Source organism: Streptomyces sp. NPDC057438 (assembly GCF_042802995.1).
Classification (GTDB): Bacteria; Actinomycetota; Actinomycetes; order Streptomycetales; family Streptomycetaceae; genus Streptomyces.
Map to the genome: position 1 here is coordinate 1 of NZ_JBHVDD010000036.1, position 23,703 is coordinate 23,703.

The window sequence follows — 23,703 nt, forward strand, 5'->3', positions numbered from 1 at the left end:
ATCTCGTCGGTGGCTTCGGCCGAGGTCTCGGACGAAGCCACCGGCGGACCGCCGACCGCCTCCCGCTCCGCGCATGGCCCCGGCCGGCGCGCGTTCGTCGTCGGGGCCGCCGCCACGGCCGCCGGTGCCGCGCTCGCCGGACCCCTGTCCGGCACCGCCCGGGCCGCGGCCTTCGGTTACACCGACGACGGCACCCACTATGTGATCGACACCGGCGCGAACCTCGTGTTCAAGGTCCGCAAGAGCAACGGCGACCTCGCCTCGCTCGTCTACCGGGGCACGGAGTACCAGGGCTACGGCGGCATGAACTCGCACATCGAGTCCGGTCTCGGCGCCTCCACCGTCACCGTCAGGCAGTCCGGCTCGACGATCCTCGTCTCCGTCGCCCACGGCACGCTGAGGCACTACTACGCGGCCCGCAGCGGCGAGAACAACGTCTACCTGTGGACCAACAAGGCCGACACCTCGGTGTCCGCGACCCGCTTCATCGTGCGGGTGAAGGCGGGCCTGTTCCTCAACGACCAGCCCGACTCCTACACCTACGCACCCACCACCATCGAGGCCTCGGACGTGTTCAGGAAGTCCGACGGCCAGACCCGCTCGAAGCACTTCTCCAGACTGCGGGTCATGGACTACGACTACGTCGGCTGGTCGGCGAACGGCGTCGGTCTGTGGGTGGTCCGCAGCAACCACGAGAAGGCCTCCGGCGGCCCCTTCTACCGCTCCCTGCTGCGCCACCAGAGCGCGGACGGCGGCGGCCTCTACGAGATCCTGTACTACGGCCAGAACCAGACGGAGGAGCAGCGGTTCGGCCTTCAGGGCCCGTACGTCATCGCCTTCACGGACGGCGGGGCGCCCTCCTCGTCGCTGTTCCCGGGCACCCTGGCCACCCCGTGGGCCGACTCGCTCGGCCTGTCCGGATACGTCCCCGCGAGCGGGCGGGGCCGAGTTGCGGGCGTCGGCATCACCGGCCGGAACACGGCGTACGCGTACACGGTGGGGCTCGCCAACCCGGCGGCCCAGTACTGGGGTTCGGCGCGGGCGTCGGACGGCTACTGGGCCGTCTCCGGGGTGCTGCCGGGGACGTACACGCTGACGGTCTTCAAGGGTGAGCTGGCGGTGTACACCACCTCGGTGACGGTCACCGCGGGCGGTACGACGACGCTGAACTCGATCGCGATCCCCTCCTCGAACGACCCGTCCAACGCGGGCGCGATCTGGCGGATCAACGACTGGAACGGCACGCCCGGCGGCTTCAAGAACGCCGAGCTGATGACGTACGCGCATCCGTCGGACGTCCGGGCCGCCGCCTGGACCGGCAACGTGGTCATCGGCAGCGGCACCGAGACCTCGGGCTTCCCCTGCTACCTCTGGAAGGACGTGAACAGCGGTCTCCTCGTGTACTTCAGGCTGACGGCCGCGCAGGCCGCCGCCGCCCACACCCTGCGCATCGGGGTGACGACGGCCTACGCCAACGGCCGGCCGCAGGTCGTCGTCAACGACAGATGGACCTCGGCGATCCCCTCCCCGCCCACCCAGCCGAACACCCGGTCGCTGACGAACGGGTCCTACCGGGGCAACAACCACACGTTCACCTACAGCGTCCCGGCGTCGGCCTGGCTGGCCGACACGAGTCAGTACAACGTGCTGCGGATCAACGTGGTGAGCGGATCGGGGTCGACGTCCTATCTCAGCGCGGGAACGTCGGTCGACGCGATCGATCTCCTGAACTGAGGATCGGTCATGTACCGCGCGTCCACTGCTGATTCGTCCCGCTGCCGCACGTGTACGTGATGACGGCGGCCGAGTCGGCGGTGGACGCGCCGTTCACGTCCAGGCACTCGCCGCTCGCGCGGGAGACGACCTTGACGTAGCTGCCCGAGGTGGTGAGCGACCACTGCTGGGCGGTGGAGGAGGAGTCGCAGTTCTCCTGGGTGACCGTGGTGGCGTTCTCCTGGACGCACAGCGAGCTGTGACGGGTCGCCAGCTGGTAGTAGCCGCCGCCGACGGACTTGAACCAGTACTTCTGGTTGCCGCCGCCGTTGCAGGTCCACTGCTTGATCTGGGCCCCCGCCCACAGCGACTGACTCGTGACATCGGCGCACTTGCCGGAGTGCCGGGCGATCAGGGTGTTGTAGGTGGCACCGGTGCCGGACACCGTGCCGGTGGCGGTGTCGACCGTCAGCTCCGGGGTCCAGGACAGGGACATCGTGGTGGAGGTCGGGAAGGTCAGCGGCAGCCAGACGTAGCGGGAGTCGTTGACCGTGCCGCCGAAGGAGTTGCCCCAGCGGTCGCCGAGATAGAGGTACGAGGTGGTCGAGGTGCCCTGCACGGGCAGGACGTACGTGGTCTGCGAGCCGAAGGCCGTGGCGTCGCCGACGTTGGTCATGGCCGTCCAGGGGCCCGCGATGCTGGTGGCGGTGGCGTACTGCTGCTGGTTGGGGTTCCAGCCGGTGGCGCCCGAAGTCAGCATGAAGTAGACGCCGCCCCGCTTGAACAGGGCCGGTGCCTCACGGTGGCCGCCGTGCCAGGGGTCGGCGACGAGGGCGGCGATACCGGTGTAGTCGGCGGTGAGCCGGTAGATCTGCAGGTCGTAGTTCTCGCGGGCCGCCGAGATCATGTAGCCGGTGCCGTCGGTGTCCACGAAGGTGGTGATGTCACGGGACATGTGCCGGCCGAGCGGCCGGAAGCTGCCCCGCCAGGTGTAGTTGCCGTCGACGGTGTCGGAGACGGCGACGGCCGCGCGGGCCTCGCTGTAGTCGGTGCCGTTCTCCTTGTGCATCCACATGACGAACTTGCCGGTGGCCGCGTTGTACATGACCTTGGGCCGCTCGATGTTGGCGGTCGCCAGCTCCGGGTCGGTGGCCTCGGTCAGGACGTTGTTGCGGAACTCCCAGTTCTTCAGGTCCGTGGAGCGGTACGCCGACACGTACCTGAAGGTGTTGTCGGCGTTGCGGTTCTCGCCGAACCAGTAGTAGTAGGCGCCGACCTTGAGGACACCGCCGCCGTGGGCGTGCAGGGGGTTGCCCGACGTGTCCTTGAACTGGGTGCCGTTGGGGACGGTCTGCGGCGCCGCCTGGGCGGGGCCGGCGGTGACGAGGGCGCCGGCCAGCGCCAGACAGAGCGCGAGGAGCGTCGCGTACACACGTCTCATGTCAGCTCTCCTTACCGGGTGTTCGGGATGGTCGTGTCGGCTACGGGGACTCCGAAGTCGGGGGTGCCGTCGGGCTTCCAGCCCAGGCGTTGGACACGGGTGTGCCGGTTGGGGTCGTTGAGCGGGTCACCGACGATGTCCTTGTACTGGCGGGCGTGGTAGACGAGGACGTCGGTGCGGCCGTCCTCGGCGACGGTGAAGCTGTTGTGGCCCGGCCCGTACTGCTTGGTGGTGTCGTTGCTGGTGAAGACGGGGGTCGGGGACTTGGACCAGTTGGCCGGGTCCATGAGATCGGCGTCCGCGTCGACGGTCAGCAGGCCCATGCAGTAGTTGAAGTCGGTCGCGCTGGCCGAGTAGGTCATGAAGAGACGGCCGTTGCGTTTGATGACCGAAGGACCCTCGTTGACCTTGAAGCCGATGACCTCCCAGTCCAACTCCGGCGTCGTCAGCCGCACCTGAGGACCCGTCAGGGTCAGCGGATCGGCCATCTTCGAGAGCCAGACGGCGGTGTTGTTGTTCATCCCGGGCTCGTGCTGTGCCCACGCGAGGTAGCGGGAGCCACGGTGGGTGAAGGTGGTGGCGTCCAGGGAGAAGGTCTCCCAGGCGGTCTTCAGCTGACCGCGCTCGACCCACGTCCCCTTGAAGGGGTCGGGGTGGGAGTTCTCCAGCACCCAGATACGGATGGCCCAGATGTCCTCGGCGGGCGCGGAGGCGAAGTAGATGTACCACCTGCCGTCGATGCGGTGGATCTCGGGCGCCCAGATGTGCGCGCCCATCACGCCCGTGGCGTGCTTGCGCCAGATCACGGACTCGGCGGCGGTCGACAGCCCGCGCAGGGTGCGGGACCGGCGCAGGATGATCCGGTCGTACTCGGGTGCGGTCGCGGTGAAGTAGTAGAAGCCGTCGGTGTGCCGGTTGATGTGCGGGTCGGCGCGGTTGCGGACGAGCGGATTGAGGTAGGCGGGCCGGCCGGGGGACGCGTGGGCGGCGGCGGGGGGCAGCGCGGTGAGGGCGCCGGCGGCCAGGGCTCCCTTCAGGAGCAGCCTTCGATGGGAGTGGTGGGGGAGTTCGTGGTCGCGGCTCACGCGGTCTGCCTCTCTGCAGTGTGCTGCACGGTGGGGGGAGACAAAAGAAAACAGAATCGTTCGACATTTCGCACAAGATCGGTCATGGCGAACGGCGAAAAGGTAAGGGCGTGTTACGTCCAGGTCAACGGGTCGGGCGAGACGAACACAAGCTCACAGGAACGACCGATGGGGAGAAACCCGGACCCCGCGAAGTTTCTGTTATCGGTGGGAGCCCCGGACCGTCTCCGATGCCGTGCACAGCCAAACCCACAAGACAGCGGCCGCCGCCGGAGCCCTGGCGGTCACCGCCCTGCTGCTCGGCACCCCCACCGCGTCCGCCGCCGGCCCCCGCGACGCGACCCCCGACGTACTGGCGGGGCGGAACGTCACACTCACCGGGGACACGGTGGTGACCGTGCCGCCGGGGACGACCACGTACGACGGGGTGTTCAGCGGTACCGGCACACTCACCGTGCGCGGCACCGGGACGCTGGTCCTCACCAGGGACAGCGACTTCACCCTGCCGAAGTCCCGGCAGCGCCAGCGTGTGCGGATCCTCGGCGGCAACCACCCGTACGTCACCGTCACCCGCCCGGACCCGCCGGCGGTGACCGTCGAGCGGGGCGCGACCCTGCAGTACGGGAACAGCGGCCCGGCCGGGGTGATCGGCCACTACCCGTACGGCACCCCGGCGTTCCGGCTCAACCAGAACAACATCCGGGTCGACGGCACCCTGCGGCTCGCCCTGAAGGACGTCGCGTACAACCTGGGGACCATCAGCGGCTCCGGACTGGTGAGCCAGCCGAGGTTCCTCTGGGCGACCTGGGACCTGTCGGGTACCCACCCCTTCACCGGGGTCATCGACAACGGGACGCAGGTGAACGCCGGGCGCCCGGAGTTCGCGACCTCGCTGCCGCACGCGCGCAAGGTCCTGAACCAGGGCACCTGGACGGTGGACACCCCGCTGGGCCGGACCGTCACCCAGGGCATGGACTTCTACCAGCGCGAGTACGGCAGCGACATCAACGTCCAGTCCCGGCCCGGCGGCAAGGTGATCCTCACCGGCCAGTACAGCTGGTCGGACCGGGGCGGCGACACCGACCCCTCGCTCAGCGACCCCGCCCTGAACTGGACGCCCGCGCGCAAGAACGTGAACAAGCGCGGCACCAACATCAAGGGCGCGAACGTCAGTGGGGCGACGGAACGACGAGCAAGATCTTCATGCCGGGCACCGCCGAGACGGTCTACATCAACCTGCTGGCGGCCCGGTCGCGTTCCCTGCTCACCTTCGACTACAACGGGCCGGTCACCCTGGGCGCCCCCATCGGCGGGGGCCGCTTCCACGACACGCTCTCCGCGCCCGGCGCCGGGGACGTCGTCATCGCGGGGACCCGGGGCAATGACGTCACCTTCGCCGCCGTCCAGTACTACGACGGGTCGACGACCATCGAGAAGGGCGCGGTGCTGCGGCTGGGCAGCGGCCGGCCCGGCGGCGACGGCGGCCTGTACACCAGGGGCGGCCTCCACAGGGTGGTCGACAACGGTTCGCTGATCATCCGGAACGTCTCGAAGCCGGTGACACTGCCGCGGGTCGGCGGCAGCGGCTCGCTCACCCAGTCGGGCACGGCCACCACGACCCTGACCGGCGGCGAGGTGACCTACACCGGAGCGACGACCGTCACGAAGGGCACGCTGGCACTCCGGGACGGAGCGACGCTCGGCCGGAGCAGGACCATTCGGCTCACCACCGCGGGGGCGACGCTCGACGTGGGCACGGCGGGGCTGAGGGTGACCAGGTCACTGTCCGGCAGGGGCACGGTGAAGGGCGCGGTGACCAACGCGGGCGTGGTCGTGGCCGGTCTCACGGTGACCGGCGGCTACACCCAGACCGCGAAGGGCGAACTGGTGCTGCGCGAACGGCCGTTGAGGGTGAACGGGGCGGCCCGGCTCGCCGGTGGACTGGATCTCGCGGCGCTGACCTCCGACGGCCGCCCCGACGCGCGGGTCACCGTGATCGACCACCGGGGCAAGGGCCGGACCACCGGTACGTTCACCGGGCTCCCCGAGGGCGCCGAGGTGAGGCCGGCCGACCACACGTACCGGATCTCCTACCGGGGCGGTGACGGCAACGACGTCGTTCTGACCAGGGTGAAGGCGCACCGGGCGCCGTCGGCCGGGACCACCGCGGGTGCCGGTGCCGGCGAGACCCGTACGCGCGCCCTGAGCGCGTCCGCCGACACCGGACTCCGCTGGTGGCCGTACGTGCTCGCCCTCGGCGGCCTCTCCGGGCTGTTGGTGCCCGTGGCCCGCCGTCGCGGGAACAACCGCCGCAAGCGCGGCGGCCGGCACGCGGCCGCGGGCTGAGACGCGCGGGGCCGGGGTGGCGGGGGCAGGCGGCCCGCGGTGCCGCGGTGCGCTCGTGGCCCGCGGCTCAGGCCCGGGCCTCGGCGACCGCCTCCGCCCCGCCCTCGGGCGCACTCTCGGCGCCCGTCTCCTCGGCCCCCTCCTGCCGCCCCCGCAGCCACACGTACACCGGGATGCCCGCGAACAGGAACAGGGCGCCCTGGTAGACGGCCGCGTAGCCGGCGCCGGCGATCAGCCAGAAGGAGAAGGCGAAGGAGAGGGCGGCGACGATCAGGTCGCGGACCAGTCCGGCCGGGCGGACCCGCTCGCGGGTGCCCCTGGCCAGCCAGTACAGCTGGGCGGCGGCGGACAGCAGATACGGGACGCAGCCGGTGAACGTGGTGATGAGGACCAGGACGCGGAAGGCGGTGTCCGGGTCGTCCGCGTAGTTGATCACGATGAGCAGCGTGCCGAGGACGGCGGTGGCGAGGACGCCGAAGCCGGGCACTCCGCCCTTGCCGACCCGGGCGAAGCGCTGGGGGAACAGGCCGTCTCGGGCGGCGGCGTACGGCATCTGGGCGCTGAGCAGGACCCAGCCGTTGAGGCAGCCGACGATCGAGGCGACGGCGACCAGCGCGATCACCGTGCCGCCCCAGCTGCCGCCTGCCATCGCGTTCACGGCGTCGGCGAAGGGGGCCCCGGAGTCCACCAGTTCCTTGTGCGGGACCAGGCCGAACACGGCCACCGTGCCGAGGATGTAGACCAGCGCGGAGGCGAGCGTGCCGAGGACACTGGCGCGGCCCACGGTGCGCTCGGGGTCCTTGACCTCGCCCGCGCTGACGGCGGCCGACTCGACACCCAGGAAGCTGTAGAGGAGGAGCGCGGCGGCGGCGGCGACCGCGCCGGGCGCGCTCTCGCCGGAGGCGTTGAAGGGGCCGTAGTTGTCGGCGTCGACGAAGAACAGGCCGATGGTGGCCACCAGCAACAGCGGTACGAACTTCAGCACGGTGGAGACGACCTGCACGGCGCCCACGTAGCGGGTGCCCGCGAAGTTCGCGGCGGCGGGCAGCCACAGGGCGGCCAGCGCCACCAGCGCCAGGACCGCCCTGCTGTCGCCGAGGGGTATCAGCACGTCGACGTAGCCGACGACGCCGACGGCCAGCGCGGCGATGCTGACCCAGCACATCGTCCAGTACGACCAGGCCGACAGGAAGCCCGCGAAGGGGCCGAAGGCGTCGCGCGGGTAGACGTAGAGGCCACCGGTGACCGGGCTGCGCCTGGCCAGCTTCCCGAACAGCAGCGCCAGCAGGACGGCGGCCACGGAGAGGATGCCGAAGGCGAGCAGGCTGACCGTGCCGTACGGGGCGACGGCGGCGGGGAGCGTGAAGATGCCGCCGCCGATGATGTTGCCCATCACGAGGGCGGTGGCCGCCACGACGCCGAACTTCCGGCCCGGTGCGGCCTCGCCCGTGCCCGGCCCGGAGGCCGGGGTCGCCTCGGTGTCGCCGGCCGGGGCCGGTTCGGGCTCGGTGGCCTCGGGGGTACTGGTGGTGGTCATGGCGGTTCCCGGGGGATGAGCGGGGAAGGGGAGGGCGCGATCGTACCGCCGTGTTCCACATGGTGGGCGATCTGTTCATGGAATGGACACATCGGGGGTGGGTCCGCCCCCGCGGCTCGGTTACCGTCGTCGGCATGACCAGCAACGCACCCGGCAGCCCCTCCCCCGTCCCCGGCCCTCCGTCCGGCCCCTTCGCCGCGGCCCTGGCCGCCGACGTCCTCGTTCTCGACGGCGGTATGTCCAACCAGCTGGAGTCGGCCGGGCACGACCTGAGCGACGAGCTGTGGTCCGCGCGGCTGCTCGCGGAGCGCCCGGAGGCGATCACCGAGGCCCACCTCGCGTACTTCGAGGCGGGCGCGAACGTGGCGATCACCGCCAGCTACCAGGCCACCTTCGAGGGCTTCGCCAAGCGCGGGATCGACGGCGACCGGGCGGCCGAACTCATGTCCCTGAGCATCGGGCTGGCCGCGGACGCGGCGGCGCGGGCCGGGACACGCGGCGGCACCCGCCCGCTGCTGGTGGCCGCCTCGGTCGGCCCCTACGGGGCCATGCTCGCCGACGGCTCCGAGTACCGGGGCCGGTACGGGCTGGACGTGGCCGAGCTGGAACGGTTCCACCGGCCCCGTCTGGAGGTGCTGGCCGCCGCCCGGCCCGACGTGCTGGCCCTGGAGACGATCCCGGACACCGACGAGGCCGAGGCGCTGCTGCGGGCGGTGCGCGGTCTGGACGTGCCCGCCTGGCTGTCGTACACGGTCGCCGGAGACCGCACCCGTGCCGGGCAACCGCTGGAGGATGCCTTCGCGCTCGCCGCCGACGCGGCGGAGGTCGTCGCGGTCGGGGTGAACTGCTGCGCGTCCGAGGACGTGGACGGCGCGATCGAGACGGCCGTCCGGGTCACCGGCAAACCGGTCGTGGTGTATCCGAACAGCGGCGAGACCTGGGACGCGTCGGCCCGGTCCTGGACCGGGCGGTCCACGTTCACCACCGAGCAGGTGCAGGGGTGGCGGAAGGCCGGGGCCCGGCTCATCGGCGGATGCTGCCGGGTGGGCCCCGAGGCCGTCTCGGCGATCGCGCGGACCCTGGGCTGAGGAGTCCGTCCGGACGCCCCGTTGCCCCGCACCCCTTGTGGGGTGCGGGGCAACGGGGCGTCAAGGGCGGCGTTCGCGCCGGCCGTCGCGTCACTTCGGGTCGCTGTTGAACCTTGCGGTGGCCCAGAAGTAGCCGAGTGCGGCGAGGCCGAGGCTCCAGGCGAGGGCGAGCCAGCCGTTGTGGCCGATCCCGGTGCCGAGGAGCAGGCCGCGCAGGGTCTCGATGGCCGGGGTGAAGGGCTGGTACTCGGCGATCGGCCGGAACCAGCCGGGCATGGTGTCGGCCGGGATGAAGGCACTGGAGATGAGGGGCAGGAGGATCAGCGGCTGAGCGCTGTTGGCGGCGGCCTCGGCGTTCGGGCTGACCAGCCCCATGCCGACCGCGATCCAGGTGAGGGCCAGCGAGAACAGCGCGAGCAGACCGAACGCCGCCAGCCACTCCAGCGCCGTGGCGTCGACGGACCGGAAGCCGATGGCCACGGCGACCGCGCCGACGAGGACCACGCTGGCCACACATTGCAGCACGCTGCCGACGACGTGTCCGACGAGGACGGAGCCGCGGTGGATCGCCATGGTGCGGAAGCGGGCGATGATGCCCTCGTTCATGTCGGTCGCCACGGACACCGCGGTCCCGACGACGGTGCCGCCGATGGTCATCATCAGGATGCCGGGGACGATGTAGGCGATGTAGTCGGAGCGGTCGCTGCCGCCGATGCCGGCGCTCATCACGTCGCCGAAGATGTAGACGAAGAGCAGGAGCAGCATGATCGGCGTGAGCAGCAGGTTCAGGGTGAGGGAGGGGTAGCGGCGCACGTGCAGGAGGTTGCGGCGCAGCATCGTGGACGAGTCGCGGACGGCCAGGGAGAAGCGGGCCGGTCGGGCGGGGACGGCGGGGGCGCTCATCGGACGGTCTCCTCGGACTGGTGGTCGGGCTGGGTGGGGACGGCGGCCGGGCCGGTGAGGGCGAAGAAGACGTCGTCGAGGTCGGGGGTGTGGACGGTGAGTTCGTCGGCGTCGATGCCGGCGGAGTCCAGCTGGTCGAGGACGGCGCGCAGTTCGCGTGGGGTGCCGCCGCTGGGGAGGTGGAGGGCGAGGTTGTCGTCGTCGCGGGTGGTCCCGGGCAGGGCGGTGGCGGCGGAGCGGTGGGCGGCGGGGTCGGTGAAGCGGAGGCGGACGTGTCCGCCGGGGACGAGGCGTTTGAGTTCCTCGGGGGTGCCTTCGGCGGCGATCTTTGCGTCGTGCAGGACGGCGATGCGGTCGGCGAGCTGGTCGGCCTCCTCCAGGTACTGGGTGGTGAGCAGGACGGTGACACCGGTGGTGACGAGTTCGCGGATGATCTGCCACATGGTGTGGCGGGAGCGGGGGTCGAGGCCGGTGGTGGGTTCGTCGAGGAAGATGATGCGCGGGTCGCCGACGAGGGTCATGGCGATGTCGAGGCGGCGTTTCATGCCGCCGGAGTAGGTGGAGGCGGGTTTCCTCGCGGCTTCGGTGAGGTCGAAGCGTTCCAGGAGCTCGGCGGCGACACGGCGTCCCTCGCTCCTGGGCAGGTGGTGCAGGTCGGCCATGAGGAGCATGTTCTCCTCGCCGGTGATCAGGCCGTCGACGGCGGAGAACTGCCCGGTGACACCGATCGCGGCACGGGCCGCGTGCGGGTCCACCGCGAGGTCGTGGCCGCCGATCCGGATCGCGCCGGATCCGGGGTCGGGGGAGACGAGGGTGGAGAGGATCTTCACGGCGGTGGTCTTGCCGGCACCGTTCGGGCCGAGCAGGGAGAAGATCGTCCCTTCGGGGACGGTCAGGTCGATGCCGTCGAGGACGGTCCTGTCGCCGTAGGACTTGCGCAGCCCGTACGCCGCGATGGCCGGGTCGGTCATGGTGGTTCGCTCCTTCGAGGGCTGCGGGTCGCAGGCCGGGGGTCAGAGGCTGCGGGCGGTGATGTCGCCGTAGCCGGTGGTCGCGTGGATGTCGAGCCGGGCGGCGGCGCCGTCGCCGTTCCTGAGCGCGTTGCGGATCCGGCCGTGGGAGGTGGAGGCGTCCAGTGAGGCCGAGATCCCGGCGGCGGCGCCGACGGAGATCTCACCGTGCCCGGTGCGCAGGGTGACGGTGCCACCGGTGGCCTCGGTGACGCGCAGGTCGCCCTTGCCGCTGGTGATGTCGGCGGGGCCGTCCAGGCGGCCGACCAGGGCGTCGCCGGCCAGCAGGACCAGATGGGCGCTCGCGGTCTCGTCGAGCTTGACCGAGCCGTGCGCGCCGTCGATGGAGACGTCGCCGAGCCGTCCGACGCCGCGGAACTCGGCGGCGGCCGCCGTGGCCTCGACGCGGGAGCCCGCGGGCAGCTGGACGGTGACCTCCAGTGCGCCGGAGGGTCCGAAGAGATCGTTCTTCGCCTTGGGGGCCTCGATCCGCAGCTCCCCGTCGCGGAAGTCGACCGTGGTCCGCTCGGCGGCCTCGACGTCACGCCGCCTGGTGGCGTTGCCGGGCCGGACCTCGACGGTGGTGTCGGCCCGGTCGGCGGCGATGAACCGCACGCGGCCGGCCGGGATGTTCAGGACCGCGGAGATGGGGGCGGGGGTGTCGAAGGTCTGCATCGTTCTCTCCCTCACGTCTGTGTTTCTGACAATGGAAAAGCTACGTTGCGTTCAAAGAGTCGGCAACATACTTGTTGCATAGAAGTGCAGTAATTGCAGCTCAGAGCCTCTAAATCGTTGCAACGTTCCTGAATTTAACGCAACGACCTTCGCCCTTTCGTTGCAATGAAGTAGGAGTGAACGCTAGGGTGGGCACACCACGGAGCACAAGGGAGACAGCGATGCCGGGAGGCAGGCTCACTCAGCAGGAACGCCGGCAGATCGCGCTGGGGCTGGCCGACGGACTGGCCTACGCGGAGATCGCCAGACGGCTCGACCGTCCGACCTCGACGGTCACCCGCGAGGTGACGCGCAACGGCGGCCCCGCCGGCTACCGCGCCGAGCTGGCCCATCGCGCGACCGAACGCCGCGCCCACCGCCGTCGCCGGACCACACCCCTCGCGGCACAGGCGCCCGCACAGGCCCATGGGCGCGACCCCGAGGCCGTACGCGAGTACGAGGAGATGTTCACGACCGTCATGACGGCCTCGGGCATGCCCACGATGATGGCCCGGGTGATGGCCTGCCTCACCCTCACCGACAGCGGCAGCCTCACCGCGTCCGAGCTGGCCCAGCGCCTCCAGGTCAGCCCCGCGTCCATCTCCAAGGCGATCACGTTCCTCGACGGCCAGGGGATGGTCCGCCGTGAGCAGGGCGAGCGGCGCCGCGAGCGCTATGTCGTCGACGACGACGTCTGGTACCAGTCGATGATCGCCAGCGCCCGCGCCATCGCCCGGATCGTCGAGACCGCCCGTCAGGGCGTCGGAGTCCTCGGCACCGGCACGCCCGCGGCCACCCGTCTGGAGAACGTCGCCCGCTTCCTCGACTTCGTCAGCGAGAGCACCGTCCGCGCCGCGGAGCAGGCCCGCGAGGTCCTGCACACCAAGCCCCGCACGCCCGCGGGCGACGGCACCGCCGCGCCCGGCGCAGGGTCCTAGGGCCAGTCGTCACGGACTGCGCCGGAAGCGGCGCAGGGCAGGGAGCGGGCCTCCGCCGGAGGTGACGAAGGTGCCCGCGCCCTGCACCCGCCGGGTGCGCCTCGTGTCCGCGTCCCAGAGCGCGAGTTCGGGGTCGTAGGGTCCGTGGACCATCCGGGGGCCGTCGGGGGCGTCCGGGGCGTCGAAGACGCGGACCGGGTGGGTGGGGTCCCAGGCGGGCCAGCCGGGGGTGCCGTCCGTCACGAAGCGGACCCAGGCGGTGTGCATGGCGAAGGCCAGGTCGCGCGGGGGGCTAGCGCCGGCGAGCTTGGCGGAGGCCGGAGTGTCGCCGGTGTCGAAGACGAAGCCGAGTTCGAGGGCGTGACAGGAGCCGAGGGCGGGGACGCCGGAGGGCCAGGCGAACTCGTAGAGGTAGGACCGGGCCTGGTCGAGGCGGGCGTCCGCCACACGGTGCAGGGGGACGCGCAGGAGGTGGTCGGTGACGAGCCGGCCGACCAGGTCGGCGGTGCCCTTGCCGGGGTGGAGGTCGCGGTAGCCGCGGGGCAGCTCGGGGCCGCAGCGGCAGCGGGCGCGCGCGCCGGCCAGGGCGACCGCGCCGAGGCGGTCGACGCGTTCCTGGAGACCGCCGGGAACGAGCCAGAGGCGGTGTTCGTCACGGGTCCAGCCCATCAGGAGGTCGGTCCCCGGGGCCGCCCCGTGCTCGGTCAGGGCCTCCAGCGGATCGGTGGGCAGCAGTTCGCCGTCCACGACGATGCCGAAGGCGGGGCCGCCCAGCACCGGGCTGCTGAGGCGGCCGACCTCCGCCTGCGCCTCGACGAGAGCGGACCGGTCCACGGCGGCGAAGGCCTCGGCGGTCGCCGGGACCTTCAGCCGGGTCGCCATCCGGCGGACCATGCGGCGCACCTTGTCCCGGTCCAGGGCCTCGGGCGGCCCGCTCTGCAGGACGGCGCGCCGGAACAGACCGCGCGCACGGGGAACCGCCAGCAGCGCGCCGACGCTGATGGCCCCCGCCGACTGACCCGCCAGGGTCACCCGGTCCGGGTCGCCGCCGAACCCGGCGACCGACTCCCGCACCCACTCCAGCGCGGCCAGCTGGTCACGCAGTCCCAGATTGGGCGGGGCGTCCGGGAAGAGGCCATAACCCTCCACGCCCAGACGGTAGTTGAGGGACACCAGCACCACACCGTCACGGGCGAAGGCGGCACCGTCGTAGACCGGTACCGCCGACGAACCCCGGGTGAGGGCGCCGCCGTGGATCCACACCATGACCGGCAGCCGGGCTCCCGGGCTCGGGGCCGGTGTCCACACGTTCAGGTTGAGGCAGTCGTCGCCCGGGACGACGGGGTCCGACAGATACCGGGCGAACGCCTCCGAGTACGGCGGCTTCGCGGCGGTCGGCCCGAAGGCTACGGCGTCCCGCACCCCCGCCCACGGCTCGGGCGGTACGGGCGGACGGAACCGGCGGGGGCCGAAGGGCGGGGCCGCGTACGGGACACCCCGGAACACCGCGATCCGTTCGCCGCGGCCTCGCCCGCCCCCACCCTCGTCCCCGTACTCGTACGTGCCGCGTACGTCGCCGTACGGGGTCCTGACCACGGGGCCCCGCCGGTCTGCCGTCATCGCACCAGCTCCTCACGCCCGCCCGCTCGTGGACCGTCGTCCACCTCAGAGCACCACATCCCTGCGCGGTATTCCGTTCGTGCCGGGCCTTCGACGGCCGTTCGGGGGACGGGGACCCGTCCGGCGTACGTCAAGGTGCCGACGCCCCGCCGGTCGGACGGCGGAGCGCCGAGAGGCGCGCCCCACCGCACACGGCCCACCCACCACGCCCGGATGCCCGGCACGCCCCGGATCCCGCTTGTTCGAAGTTTCGAAAGTTTTGGCCTGGATGGTCCTGTGAATCCCTGCTCCTTCCCGCCGTGTTGAGTTGGGCTTACCGTAGGAAGCGCTTGCTACGCGGCGGTCGCTCCGTCGCGCGAGCATTGCTGTTCGAAAATTTCACCGGCCCTCGGGACGGGCCCTGAGAGGTGGAGTCGCGATGGTGCGTGGCGGGAGCGCGACGGCCGGGCCGACGCTGGCGGTGGTGGCACGCGAGGCCGGGGTGTCCGTGCCGACGGCCTCGAAGGTGGTCAACGGCCGGGAGGACGTGGCACCGGAGACCAGGCGCCGGGTCAGCGAGGCGCTGGACCGGCTCGGTTATGTCCGCAGGCCCCGGTTCGAGGCGTCGAAGCCGCCGCGCATGGTCGACCTCGTGGTCCACTCGCTGGAGAGTTCCTGGTCGGGCGCGGTCCTGCACGGTGTCGAACAGGCCGCCCACGACGCCGGTCTGGAGGTCGTGGTCTCGGCCGGCCAGACCCGCACCCGGGGCGTCCGCCCCGAACGCGGCTGGTTCGACAAGCTCACCGCGCGGGGCTCCGCGGGCGTGCTGTTCAACGTGGCCGAACTGTCCCCCGCCCAGCACTCCTGGCTCACGCAGCACCGCGTCCCGTTCGTGCTCATCGACCCGGTCCTGGAACCGCCGCCCGGCGTGGTGTCGGTCGGCGCGGCCAACTGGCAGGGCGGGATGACCGCCACCGACCATCTGCTGTCCCTGGGCCACGAGCGGATCGCGGTGATCGCCGGTTACCGGCGCAAGATGTGCAGCAGCGCCAGGGTGGCGGGCTACCGCTCGGCGCTGGCGGCCGCGAAGGTCCCGTACCGGCCGGAGTACGTCCGCTACGGCAACTTCATGGAGCCCACCGCGCATCACCGCATGCTCCAGCTGCTCGACCTCCCCGAGCCGCCGACCGCCGTGTTCGTCTGCTCGGACAAGATGGCCCTCGGGGTGTACGCGGCGCTGGCCGAGCGGGGGCTGCGGGTGCCGGACGACATCAGTGTGGTCGGATTCGACGACCTCCCCGAGGCACGCTGGGCGAGCCCCGGCCTCACCACGGTCCGCCAGCCGCTCTCGGAGATGGCACAGACGGCGCTGCGGCTGCTGGTACGGATGATGGAGGGCGACCAACCGGAGGGCACCCGCACCGAGTTGTCGACGCGGCTGGTGGAGCGTTCCAGCACGGGGGCGCCGCGCCCGGTCTGAGCAGGTGGGCACGGGTGGGCGATGACCGCGTTCTGGTTCGGTCAAGTGGTTGCGAAGACCCTGAGTGCGGGTGAACGGTTGGCGGCATGGGACCGTACGGCATAGCAATCGGCCCATCGGGTGGCCCGGCGGTTCAAGCGGCCCCGGCCCACTCCGCTCCACCAGCACTGAGCTCCACATGCTCCACAGGGAAGGACCTTCGGGTTGTCGCACATACGCTCGCCGCAGCTTCCGGGACCGACACCGGAACCGGACGCCGACAGGACCCCGGACGACACCACCCCTCAGGAGCCGACGTCCGCAAAGGCTTCGCCGGACACGGCGGTGACGGCGACCAGCGGCGAGGCCGGGCCCGAATCCACGTCCGGGCCCGAGCCCAGGACCGAGCCCGATCCCGAAACCGCCTCGACGCCCGAGCCGGCCTCCACGCCCGAGCCCGAAGCGGTGGCGGAGTCGGAAACAATGGCGGAACCAGAGCCGGCACCGAAGCCGGAGGCGGCGGAACCGAAGGCGGAACCACTACCGAAGGCGGCGGCGGAACCGCACCAGGAATCGGAGCCGGAGCCACCGTCAGACCCGGACGCGGCCCAGTCGCCGGACCCGTCATCCGCCCCCGCACCCGCCCCCGCCGCACCCCCCACCGGCCGACGGGCCGCACACCCCCGGGCCGCGCGTTACGTCACCTGGGCCGTGACCGGGCTGGCCGTCGCGCTCGTCCTGTTCGCGCTGCTCGTGCCGAACGATGTCACGAAGATCGAGTTCGGACGGTTCCTGCGCCTCCCGGCGGAGGGGATCCTTGTCGGCGGGCTGCTGCTCGTGCTGCCGTCGAGGGCGCGGCGCGTGGCGGTGGTCCTGGTCGGGGTGCTGCTCGGCCTGCTGACGACGGTCAAGATGCTGGACATGGGGTCGTACTGGACCCTGGACCGCCCGTTCGACCTGGTGCTCGACTGGATCCTGCTGGACAACGCGCGGACGTTCGTCCAGGACTCGCTGGGCGGCACGGCGGCGCTCGCGGTGACGGTCGGGGTGATCGTGCTGACGCTGGTGCTGCCGGTGCTGATGACACTGGCGGTGGCACGGATCAGCCGGCTGATGACGCGCAACCGGCAGACGGCGAGCCGGACGCTGCTGGTCCTGGGCACCGCATGGATCACCTGCTCGACGCTGACGCTGGAGGTGTCCGACGTCCCGGTCGCCTCGCACAGCGCGGCGACGCTCGTGGAGAACCGGATCGAGTCGGTCAGCGACGGGCTGAAGGACGGGGAGGCGTTCCGCAAGCAGTCCGCGGTGGACGCCTTCGCCGACGTGCCGCCCGACCAGCTGCTGACGGGGCTGCGCGGCAAGGACGTGCTGCTCACGTTCATCGAGAGCTACGGCCGCTCCGCGATCGACGACCCGCGGATGGGTGAGCCGCTCAGCCAGACCCTCGCGCAGAAGACGCAGGAGCTGAAGGACGCCGGGTACGCGTCGCAGAGCGGCTGGCTGCGCTCCCCCATCACGGGCGCCGGCAGCTGGCTCGGTCACTCCACGTTCCTGTCCGGTCTGTGGATCAAGAACCAGTCGCGTTACGCCAACCTCGTCGCGAGCGACCGGCTCACCCTCACCGAAGCGTTCCGCCGCACCGGCGCCTGGCGCACGGTCGGTGTCGTGCCGGGCACCCAGAAGGCGTGGCCGGAGGGCGAGTACTTCGGCCTGGACCACATCTACGACTCGGACCAGCTCGGTTACCAGGGACCGAAGTTCAGCTGGTCGACCATGCCCGACCAGTACACGCTGAAGGCCTTCGAGGAGCTGGAGCACGGCAAGAAGGACCGTGAGCCGATGATGGCGGAGATCATCCTGACCTCCAGCCACAACCCGTGGGCGCCCATCCCGAGCACGATCCCCGACGACCAGGTCGGCGACGGGTCGGTCTACCACTCGCTGCAGAAGGCCGAGGGCAAGAACCCCACGGAGGTCTGGAAGGACCCGCTGGCCGTACGGGACGAGTACCGCAAGTCGATCCAGTACTCGGTGAGCAGTCTCGTCGACTTCGTCGCCAAGCACGGCTCCCGGGACACCGTCCTGGTCTTCCTCGGTGACCACCAGCCCAACAAGACGGTCACCGGCGACAACCCCAGTCATGACGTGCCGATCTCGATCGTCGCCAAGGACCCCGAGGTGCTGAAGAAGGTCGCCGACTGGGGCTGGACCGACGGTCTGCAGCCCGCCGACAACACCCCGGTGTGGCGGATGGACAAGTTCCGCGACCGCTTCATGACCGCGTTCGGCCCGCAGCAGCCGGGGGGTACGTCCTGACGGACGCCGGACGCCGGACGCCGGACGCCGGACGTATGGTGCGGGAGGTGTGACGCGGAACGGCGACGTCGGACGCCGGAGCCCGGGCGGGCCCCGCGGCGGGTGCGGGGCCCGTGTCCGATTCCTTCAAGACCGGTGCACGGCGGTCCGCCTACGGTGGCCGCATGACTCCACGACTCGACGCGATCGGCATGGTGGCCTCGGACATGGCCGCCTCCGTCGCCTTCTACCGCCGTCTCGGCTTCGCCTTCCCGGAGGGTGCCGAGCACCTGCCGCACGCCGAGGCCGGCCTGCCCGGCGGGCTCCGGCTCCTGCTCGACACCGAGGAGACCGTCCGGTCCTTCCATCCGGGGTTCCGCCCAGGGAAGGGCGGCGGCGCCGGGCTGGCCCTGCTGTGCGACAGCCCGGCCGAGGTCGACGCGGTGTACGCGGAGCTGGTGGATGCCGGGTACCGCGGCGAGATCGGGCCGTGGGACGCGGCGTGGGGCCAGCGGTACGCCGTCGTCCTCGACCCCGACGGCAACGGCGTCGACCTCTTCGCACCGCTGCCGGCGCCCTCTCCCGAGTAGCCCGGCTCGCAGGGTCCCGCTACCGTCCGGCGAGCAGCTCACCGAGCGGTAGCCCCGCCAACTCCTTTACGTCACGGGCGAGATGTGCCTGATCGGCGTACCCGCTGCGGGCCGCCGTCGTGGCGAAGGGCACGCCGTCCCGGGCGAGCGCGAGCGCCCGGCGCAGCCGCAATACGCGGGCCAGCGTCTTGGGTCCGTATCCGAACGCGGCGAGCGACCGGCGGTGCAACTGCCGGGCGCCGAGACCGAGTTCGTCGGCGGTCGCCGCGACGGGCCGCCCCGCGTCGAGGGCGGCGACGACCTGTCGCAGCACCGGGTCGGGCCGCCCCACCTCGGCCGCCCGCTCCAGGACCACCGCTTCGAGTCCGCTCGCGGGATCACCGGCCGCGTTCACCCGCGCGGTGAGCCGCCGTACGGCCGCCGGTGACCACAGGTCGGCCAGCGCCACCCGCCGGTCGCGCAGTTCGTGCGCGGGGACCCCCAGGAAGGCGGGCGCCTGACCGGGGAAGAACCGGAGCCCCGCCCAGCCGCCGGGCGATCCGCCGGTGACGTGGGCCCGGGTGTCGGGCCCGGCGACCATCAGCCGCCCGTCGTGCCAGAGCAGGTCCATGCACCCGTCGGGCAGGACCCGCCCCGCACCCGGCTCACCGGGGCCGTCGGTCCACACCACGGCCCCGTCCAGCCGAGAGGCTCTTTCCGCATACACGGGAGAAGGCTACGTCGCGGGGAGCCGGCCCGCGCCTGCCCGTCCTCCGGGGGCGAGGCCCCGTCAGTCCTCCCCCTTCTTCACAGGGGGCCGCAGTCTCGACGTCACGTCCTCCGGCGGGAGGAAGCGGGACCAGCGCTCCGGGAACTCGGAGGGCATGTCGGGGTCCTCGGGGTCGTGGGTGCGGGCGGCGGCGGCGCGGGCGACGTACTCGGCGGCCTGTTCCTCGCGGAGGCGTTCGTTGGCGGCGCGGGCGGCGGCCGTGGCGGCGGCGGGCCAGACCCGGTCGATCGCGGCGTTGACGGCGGCGCCGACGAGGACGGCGAAGGCGCCCACACCGATCCAGAGCAGGACGGCGACGGCGGCGGCCAGGGAGCCGTAGATCGTCGCCCCCTCGACCGTGTTGGTGAGGTAGATGCGGAGCAGGAAGCTGCCCAGCACCCACATGCCGAGGGCGACGAGGGCGCCGGGGACGTCCTCGACCCAGGGAGAGCGGACCGGCACCGACACGTGGTACAGCGTCGTCAGGAAGACGATGGACAGGACGATCACGACGGGCCAGTAGAGGACCTGGACGACGGTCGCCGACCACGGGACGATCCGGACGACGGCATCGGGGCCGGCCACCATGAGCGGGAGCGCGATCGAGCCGATCAGCAGCGCCACGAGGAAGAGCAGGAACGCCATGAGGCGGGTCTTGACGATGCCGCGGACGCCGTCGAGGCCGTACATGACGGTGATGGTGTCGATGAAGACGTTCACCGCGCGGGAGCCGGACCACAGGGCGAACAGGAAGCCTATGGAGATGACGTCGGGGCGGCCGCCCTTCATCACGTCGTCCAGGATCGGCTGCGCGATCTGCGCGACGCCCTTCTCGGACAGGACGGTGCGCGACGCCTCCAGCAGGTTGAGCTCCAGGCTGGCGATGGTGTCGGCGCCGGTCCAGTCGTCGACGTAGCCGAGCAGGCCGATCATGCTGAGCAGCAGCGGCGGCACGGAGAGCAGCGTGAAGAACGCCGCCTCGGCCGCCAAACCCAGGATGCGGTACTCGATGCAGGAGTTGACGGTGTCCTTCAGGAGCAGCCAGGCGGTCCTGCGCTTGGACACGTCCCGGTAGAGGGCACGCGCGCGGTGGAGACGCCCATGGGGACTCTCGGACGGTGGGGGTGACTGACTTGCTGGCTGCACGCCCTAAAGGTATCCGCCTGCGCGTGCCACCCTCACCTCCCGGTGCCGTGGGCCGCGCCAGGGTCCGCGTGCGACGCAGGGTCCCCTCCGGTCGCGTGACGGGGCAGCAGTCGAAGGGAAACACAGAAGAAATCAAAGGTGATTCCGGATCGCTTTTTCTGTCATGCACGTGGTGGCCGAATCGCGATGAGACAGGAAGGTGAACGATCCGGCGCATTCGTTTGTCTTCACGGAAAGTTGCCCGCTGAAGCGCGGGTCGAGTCCGGGTGCGACATCTCCGCATCGATCGGGGAAAGGACGGGAAAGCGTCAATCACCCGGCCACGCTTGACCCGTTCCCGAATGTACCGAAAGAATCCGGATTGCATTCCGCCGAGCCCATCCGGAGCAGGCGCCGGCGCCGTGCACGCCGGACCATCCATCCAGGCCGCGAGCAGGCCCGATTCAGTCCGTCACACACGTCACCGCTTTCTTTCTCCATAACTCCCCCTCCTTCTGTCATTCCGCGCGCCGTCCCGTTCACCCCCGGGCGCCCTTCATCGCTCTACCTGTCGCGGAGAAATTCAATGACATTGCCAGCGCCACGACCCGTGGCGGAAGAACCGGGCGAGGTCCAGGGGGCCGAGCCGGACGCGGCGAAATCGAACACCATCATCGAACGACGTATGGCCGAACTCCTGGCCGATGTCGCACGCGTCGAACACGTGCCCGTGGAAAGCCACTTCTTCGACGACCTCGGTGCCAACTCGCTGACGATGGCGCATTTCTGCGCCCGTGTCAGGAAGCACCCCGAACTGCCGTCGGTGTCCATCCGGGACGTCTACGGTCACCCCACCGTCCGCGGCCTCGCCGCCGCGCTGACGAACGCCCCGGCGAGGGCGGCCGCCCCGCCGCCGCCCGCCGGGCCCGTGCCCCCGGGCAGCACCCTGCGCCAGACCCTCTGCGGAGCACTGCAGTTGCTCCTCTTCGCGGGCTACTGCCTGCTCGCCACCGCCGGATACGTACAGGGGTACGCATGGGTGGCGGACGCCTCGGGGCTCGTCGCCGTCTACCTGCGCTCGGCGACCTTCGGCGCGCTCGCCCTGTTCGCCCTGTGCACCCTGCCGGTCGCCGCCAAATGGCTGCTGGTCGGGCGGTGGAAGCCCGCGGAGTTCCCCGTGTGGGGGCCTGCGTACCTGCGGTTCTGGACCGTCAGGGCGCTGCTGCGCACCAGCCCGATGCTCCTCTTCGTCGGCAACCCGCTGTACGTGCTGTACCTGCGCGCCCTCGGGGCCCGCATCGGGCCGGGTGTCACCATCCTCAGCCGCACCCTCCCGGTCTGCACCGACCTGCTGACGATCGGCGCGGGCACGGTGATCCGCAAGGACTCCGTCTTCCTCTGCTACCGGGCGCGCGCCGGGCACATCCGCACCGGCCCCGTCACCCTCGGCCGGGACGTCTTCGTCGGCGAGCACACCGTCCTCGACATCGGCACCGCCCTGGGCGACGGCTCCCAGCTCGGCCACTCCTCCGCGCTGCGGGACGGCGAGTCGGTCCCGGCCGGACAGAGCTGGCACGGCTCACCGGCCCGGCGCACGGACGTGGACCACGTCCGCGTCGCCCCGCTCCCCTGCGGCACGCTCCGCCGGGCCGGATACGGCCTCGCCGCCCTGCTCCGGGCGCTGCTGCTGTACGTGCCGCTGACCGTCGGCGGCGCCCATCTGCTGCTCACCGCCGCACCCGAACTGGAGACCCTGCTCGACCCGTCGACGCTGCACATCACCTCGGCCCGCTTCTACGCCGAGGCGGCGGCCCTGTCGCTCGCGCTGTTCGCCGGCTCCGTCGTGGTCGGAGCGGTCGCCGTGTTCGTCGTACCGCGGCTGCTGCGCCCGCTGGTGAGGCCGGACCGCACCTATCCGCTCTACGGCCTCCCCTACTCGGCGCACCGCGCGATCGCCCTGCTGACCAACCGCAGGTTCTTCACCTGGCTGTGCGGTGACAGCTCGTACATCGTCCCCTGTCTCAGGGCCGTCGGCTACGACCTCTCGCGGGTCGAGCAGACCGGCTCCAACTTCGGGACCGCGGTGCAGCACGAGACGCCGTACCTGGTGGAGGTGGGCGGCGGCACCATGGTCGCGGACGGCCTGTCCGTGATGAACGCGGACTACTCCGCCACCTCCTTCAGGGTGACCCGGACGACGATCGGCGGGCACAACTTCCTGGGCAACGCCATCGCCTACCCGGCGGGCGGACGGACCGGCGAGAACTGTCTGCTGGCCACGAAGGTGCTGGTACCGCTCGACGGCGAGATCCGCGAAGGGGTCGGGCTGCTCGGCTCGCCGCCCTTCGAGATCCCCCGCTCGGTGGAGCGCGACAGCCGCTTCGACCATCTGCGCGAGGGCTCTGAACTCGGCCGCCGGCTCGCCGCGAAGAACCGCTTCAACCTGCGTTCGATCGGACTGTTCCTGTTCCTGCGCTGGCTGCACACCTGCGCGCTCACCGTCCTCGGCTTCGCGGCCTACGACCTGTACGGGCACGGGGGCGGACCGGGCGGACTGCTCGCGCTCGCCGCCCTGCCCCTGGCGGCGCTGGTGTTCACCGTCCTGTTCTACGCGCTGGTGGAACGGTCGTTGACCCGCTTCCGGCCACTGCGGCCCCGGCTGTGCTCCATCTACGACCCCGTCTTCTGGCGGCAGGAGCGGCTGTGGAAGCTGCCGGACGCCCACCTGGAGATGCTCAACGGCACCCCGTTCAAGCCTCTCGTCTGGCGGCTGCTGGGGGTGCGGATCGGGCGCCGGGTCTTCGACGACGGGGTGTACATCACCGAACGGACGCTGACGACCGTCGGCGACGACTGCACGCTCGCCGCCGGCAGCAAGATCCAGGCGCATTCGCAGGAGGACGGCACCTACAAGTCCGACCACGTCACGATCGGCGCCGGCGCCACGCTGGAGGTCGGGGCGTTCGTCCACTACGGCGTCGTGCTGGGCGAGGGAGCGGTGCTCGCGCCCGACTCCTTCCTGATGAAGGGCGAGCAGGTGCCGCCGCACGCGCGCTGGGGCGGGAACCCGGCGACGGAGAACACCGGATCACGGTGAATCGGGGGAGAA

The 23,703-nt window shown here is 71.4% G+C and carries 16 protein-coding genes and 1 pseudogene; 8 read left to right on the plus strand and 9 right to left on the minus strand.

Features of this window, described 5'->3' with window-relative positions; translation table 11 throughout:
- Nucleotides 1–9 precede the first annotated feature (9 nt).
- Nucleotides 10–1,734, plus strand: a complete 1,725-nt coding sequence (locus ACFU5F_RS20800; protein ID WP_383889361.1) for a rhamnogalacturonan lyase B N-terminal domain-containing protein — start codon at nucleotides 10–12, stop codon at nucleotides 1,732–1,734.
- A 7-nt stretch (nucleotides 1,735–1,741) separates the two neighbouring features.
- Here the strand turns inward: ACFU5F_RS20800 and ACFU5F_RS20805 are convergent, their stop codons facing one another.
- The gene (locus tag ACFU5F_RS20805) at nucleotides 1,742–3,154 is read right to left on the minus strand and encodes an RICIN domain-containing protein (RefSeq protein WP_383889213.1); all 1,413 of its coding nucleotides are present in this window, start codon (nucleotides 3,152–3,154) and stop codon (nucleotides 1,742–1,744) included.
- A gap of 11 nt (nucleotides 3,155–3,165) precedes the next feature.
- A complete protein-coding gene (locus tag ACFU5F_RS20810; protein WP_383889216.1) occupies nucleotides 3,166–4,239 on the minus strand; it encodes a family 43 glycosylhydrolase in 1,074 nt (357 codons plus the stop codon).
- Nucleotides 4,240–4,474: 235 nt separating this feature from the next.
- On the opposite strand from ACFU5F_RS20810, the pseudogene ACFU5F_RS20815 reads away from it, so the two are divergent.
- Nucleotides 4,475–6,585: pseudogene (locus ACFU5F_RS20815) on the plus strand (autotransporter).
- A 67-nt stretch (nucleotides 6,586–6,652) separates the two neighbouring features.
- Here ACFU5F_RS20815 and ACFU5F_RS20820 read toward each other — a convergent pair.
- A complete protein-coding gene (locus ACFU5F_RS20820) occupies nucleotides 6,653–8,122 on the minus strand; it encodes an amino acid permease (protein WP_383889219.1) in 1,470 nt (489 codons plus the stop codon).
- Nucleotides 8,123–8,256: 134 nt separating this feature from the next.
- Between ACFU5F_RS20820 and mmuM the strand changes: the two genes are divergently transcribed.
- Entirely contained in the window at nucleotides 8,257–9,210 is a 954-nt protein-coding gene (gene mmuM, locus ACFU5F_RS20825; protein WP_383889222.1) for a homocysteine S-methyltransferase, read from the plus strand.
- A gap of 90 nt (nucleotides 9,211–9,300) precedes the next feature.
- Here mmuM and ACFU5F_RS20830 read toward each other — a convergent pair whose 3' ends face one another.
- From ACFU5F_RS20830 to ACFU5F_RS20840, 3 genes are read right to left on the minus strand one after another with little or no spacing between them, the layout of a single operon-like run.
- The gene (locus ACFU5F_RS20830; protein WP_383889225.1) at nucleotides 9,301–10,113 is read right to left on the minus strand and encodes an ABC transporter permease; all 813 of its coding nucleotides are present in this window, start codon (nucleotides 10,111–10,113) and stop codon (nucleotides 9,301–9,303) included.
- A complete protein-coding gene (locus ACFU5F_RS20835; RefSeq protein WP_383889228.1) occupies nucleotides 10,110–11,084 on the minus strand; it encodes an ATP-binding cassette domain-containing protein in 975 nt (324 codons plus the stop codon). The genes ACFU5F_RS20830 and ACFU5F_RS20835 overlap by 4 nt, the downstream gene beginning before the upstream one ends.
- Nucleotides 11,085–11,126: 42 nt before the next feature.
- A complete protein-coding gene (locus tag ACFU5F_RS20840; protein ID WP_383889230.1) occupies nucleotides 11,127–11,798 on the minus strand; it encodes a DUF4097 family beta strand repeat-containing protein in 672 nt (223 codons plus the stop codon).
- A gap of 221 nt (nucleotides 11,799–12,019) precedes the next feature.
- Between ACFU5F_RS20840 and ACFU5F_RS20845 the strand changes: the two genes are divergently transcribed.
- On the plus strand, nucleotides 12,020–12,775 hold the full coding sequence (locus ACFU5F_RS20845; protein WP_383889233.1) for a helix-turn-helix domain-containing protein: 756 nt from the start codon (nucleotides 12,020–12,022) through the stop codon (nucleotides 12,773–12,775).
- A gap of 9 nt (nucleotides 12,776–12,784) precedes the next feature.
- Here ACFU5F_RS20845 and ACFU5F_RS20850 read toward each other — a convergent pair whose 3' ends face one another.
- Complete coding sequence (locus tag ACFU5F_RS20850) at nucleotides 12,785–14,395, minus strand: carboxylesterase/lipase family protein (protein WP_383889235.1); 1,611 nt, start codon at nucleotides 14,393–14,395, stop codon at nucleotides 12,785–12,787.
- 418 nt (nucleotides 14,396–14,813) lie between these two features.
- On the opposite strand from ACFU5F_RS20850, the gene ACFU5F_RS20855 reads away from it, so the two are divergent.
- The 3 genes from ACFU5F_RS20855 to ACFU5F_RS20865 all read left to right on the plus strand — a co-directional run bounded on the left by ACFU5F_RS20855 (nucleotide 14,814) and on the right by ACFU5F_RS20865 (nucleotide 18,721).
- Entirely contained in the window at nucleotides 14,814–15,854 is a 1,041-nt protein-coding gene (locus tag ACFU5F_RS20855) for a LacI family DNA-binding transcriptional regulator (RefSeq protein ID WP_383889238.1), read from the plus strand.
- Between the two features lie 204 nt (nucleotides 15,855–16,058).
- Nucleotides 16,059–18,152, plus strand: coding sequence for a sulfatase (locus ACFU5F_RS20860; protein WP_383889241.1), 2,094 nt, complete (start codon nucleotides 16,059–16,061; stop codon nucleotides 18,150–18,152).
- A 164-nt stretch (nucleotides 18,153–18,316) separates the two neighbouring features.
- Nucleotides 18,317–18,721 (plus strand): VOC family protein, encoded by a 405-nt coding sequence (locus tag ACFU5F_RS20865; RefSeq protein ID WP_383889244.1) that lies wholly within the window; start codon nucleotides 18,317–18,319, stop codon nucleotides 18,719–18,721.
- Between the two features lie 19 nt (nucleotides 18,722–18,740).
- On the opposite strand, the gene ACFU5F_RS20870 is transcribed toward ACFU5F_RS20865, so the two are convergent.
- Both ACFU5F_RS20870 and ACFU5F_RS20875 read right to left on the minus strand, forming a co-directional pair.
- Nucleotides 18,741–19,427, minus strand: a complete 687-nt coding sequence (locus ACFU5F_RS20870) for a helix-turn-helix domain-containing protein (protein WP_383889247.1) — start codon at nucleotides 19,425–19,427, stop codon at nucleotides 18,741–18,743.
- A 63-nt stretch (nucleotides 19,428–19,490) separates the two neighbouring features.
- Nucleotides 19,491–20,615: a YihY/virulence factor BrkB family protein gene (locus ACFU5F_RS20875; protein WP_383889250.1), complete on the minus strand. Its 1,125-nt coding sequence runs from the start codon at nucleotides 20,613–20,615 to the stop codon at nucleotides 19,491–19,493.
- A 589-nt stretch (nucleotides 20,616–21,204) separates the two neighbouring features.
- Between ACFU5F_RS20875 and ACFU5F_RS20880 the strand changes: the two genes are divergently transcribed.
- Nucleotides 21,205–23,691, plus strand: a complete 2,487-nt coding sequence (locus ACFU5F_RS20880; RefSeq protein ID WP_383889253.1) for a Pls/PosA family non-ribosomal peptide synthetase — start codon at nucleotides 21,205–21,207, stop codon at nucleotides 23,689–23,691.
- Nucleotides 23,692–23,703 lie beyond the last annotated feature (12 nt).

What these genes read in the sequence shown, in the direction of transcription:
- ACFU5F_RS20855 (WP_383889238.1), top strand. Translation starts at nt 14,814, where the DNA reads ATGGTGCGTGGCGGGAGCGCGACGGCCGGGCCGACGCTGGCGGTGGTG.
- ACFU5F_RS20845 (WP_383889233.1), top strand. Translation starts at nt 12,020, where the DNA reads ATGCCGGGAGGCAGGCTCACTCAGCAGGAACGCCGGCAGATCGCGCTG.
- ACFU5F_RS20805 (WP_383889213.1), bottom strand. Translation starts at nt 3,154, where the DNA reads ATGAGACGTGTGTACGCGACGCTCCTCGCGCTCTGTCTGGCGCTGGCC.
- ACFU5F_RS20850 (WP_383889235.1), bottom strand. Translation starts at nt 14,395, where the DNA reads ATGACGGCAGACCGGCGGGGCCCCGTGGTCAGGACCCCGTACGGCGAC.
- mmuM (WP_383889222.1), top strand. Translation starts at nt 8,257, where the DNA reads ATGACCAGCAACGCACCCGGCAGCCCCTCCCCCGTCCCCGGCCCTCCG.
- ACFU5F_RS20820 (WP_383889219.1), bottom strand. Translation starts at nt 8,122, where the DNA reads ATGACCACCACCAGTACCCCCGAGGCCACCGAGCCCGAACCGGCCCCG.
- ACFU5F_RS20840 (WP_383889230.1), bottom strand. Translation starts at nt 11,798, where the DNA reads ATGCAGACCTTCGACACCCCCGCCCCCATCTCCGCGGTCCTGAACATC.
- ACFU5F_RS20835 (WP_383889228.1), bottom strand. Translation starts at nt 11,084, where the DNA reads ATGACCGACCCGGCCATCGCGGCGTACGGGCTGCGCAAGTCCTACGGC.
- ACFU5F_RS20830 (WP_383889225.1), bottom strand. Translation starts at nt 10,113, where the DNA reads ATGAGCGCCCCCGCCGTCCCCGCCCGACCGGCCCGCTTCTCCCTGGCC.
- ACFU5F_RS20865 (WP_383889244.1), top strand. Translation starts at nt 18,317, where the DNA reads ATGACTCCACGACTCGACGCGATCGGCATGGTGGCCTCGGACATGGCC.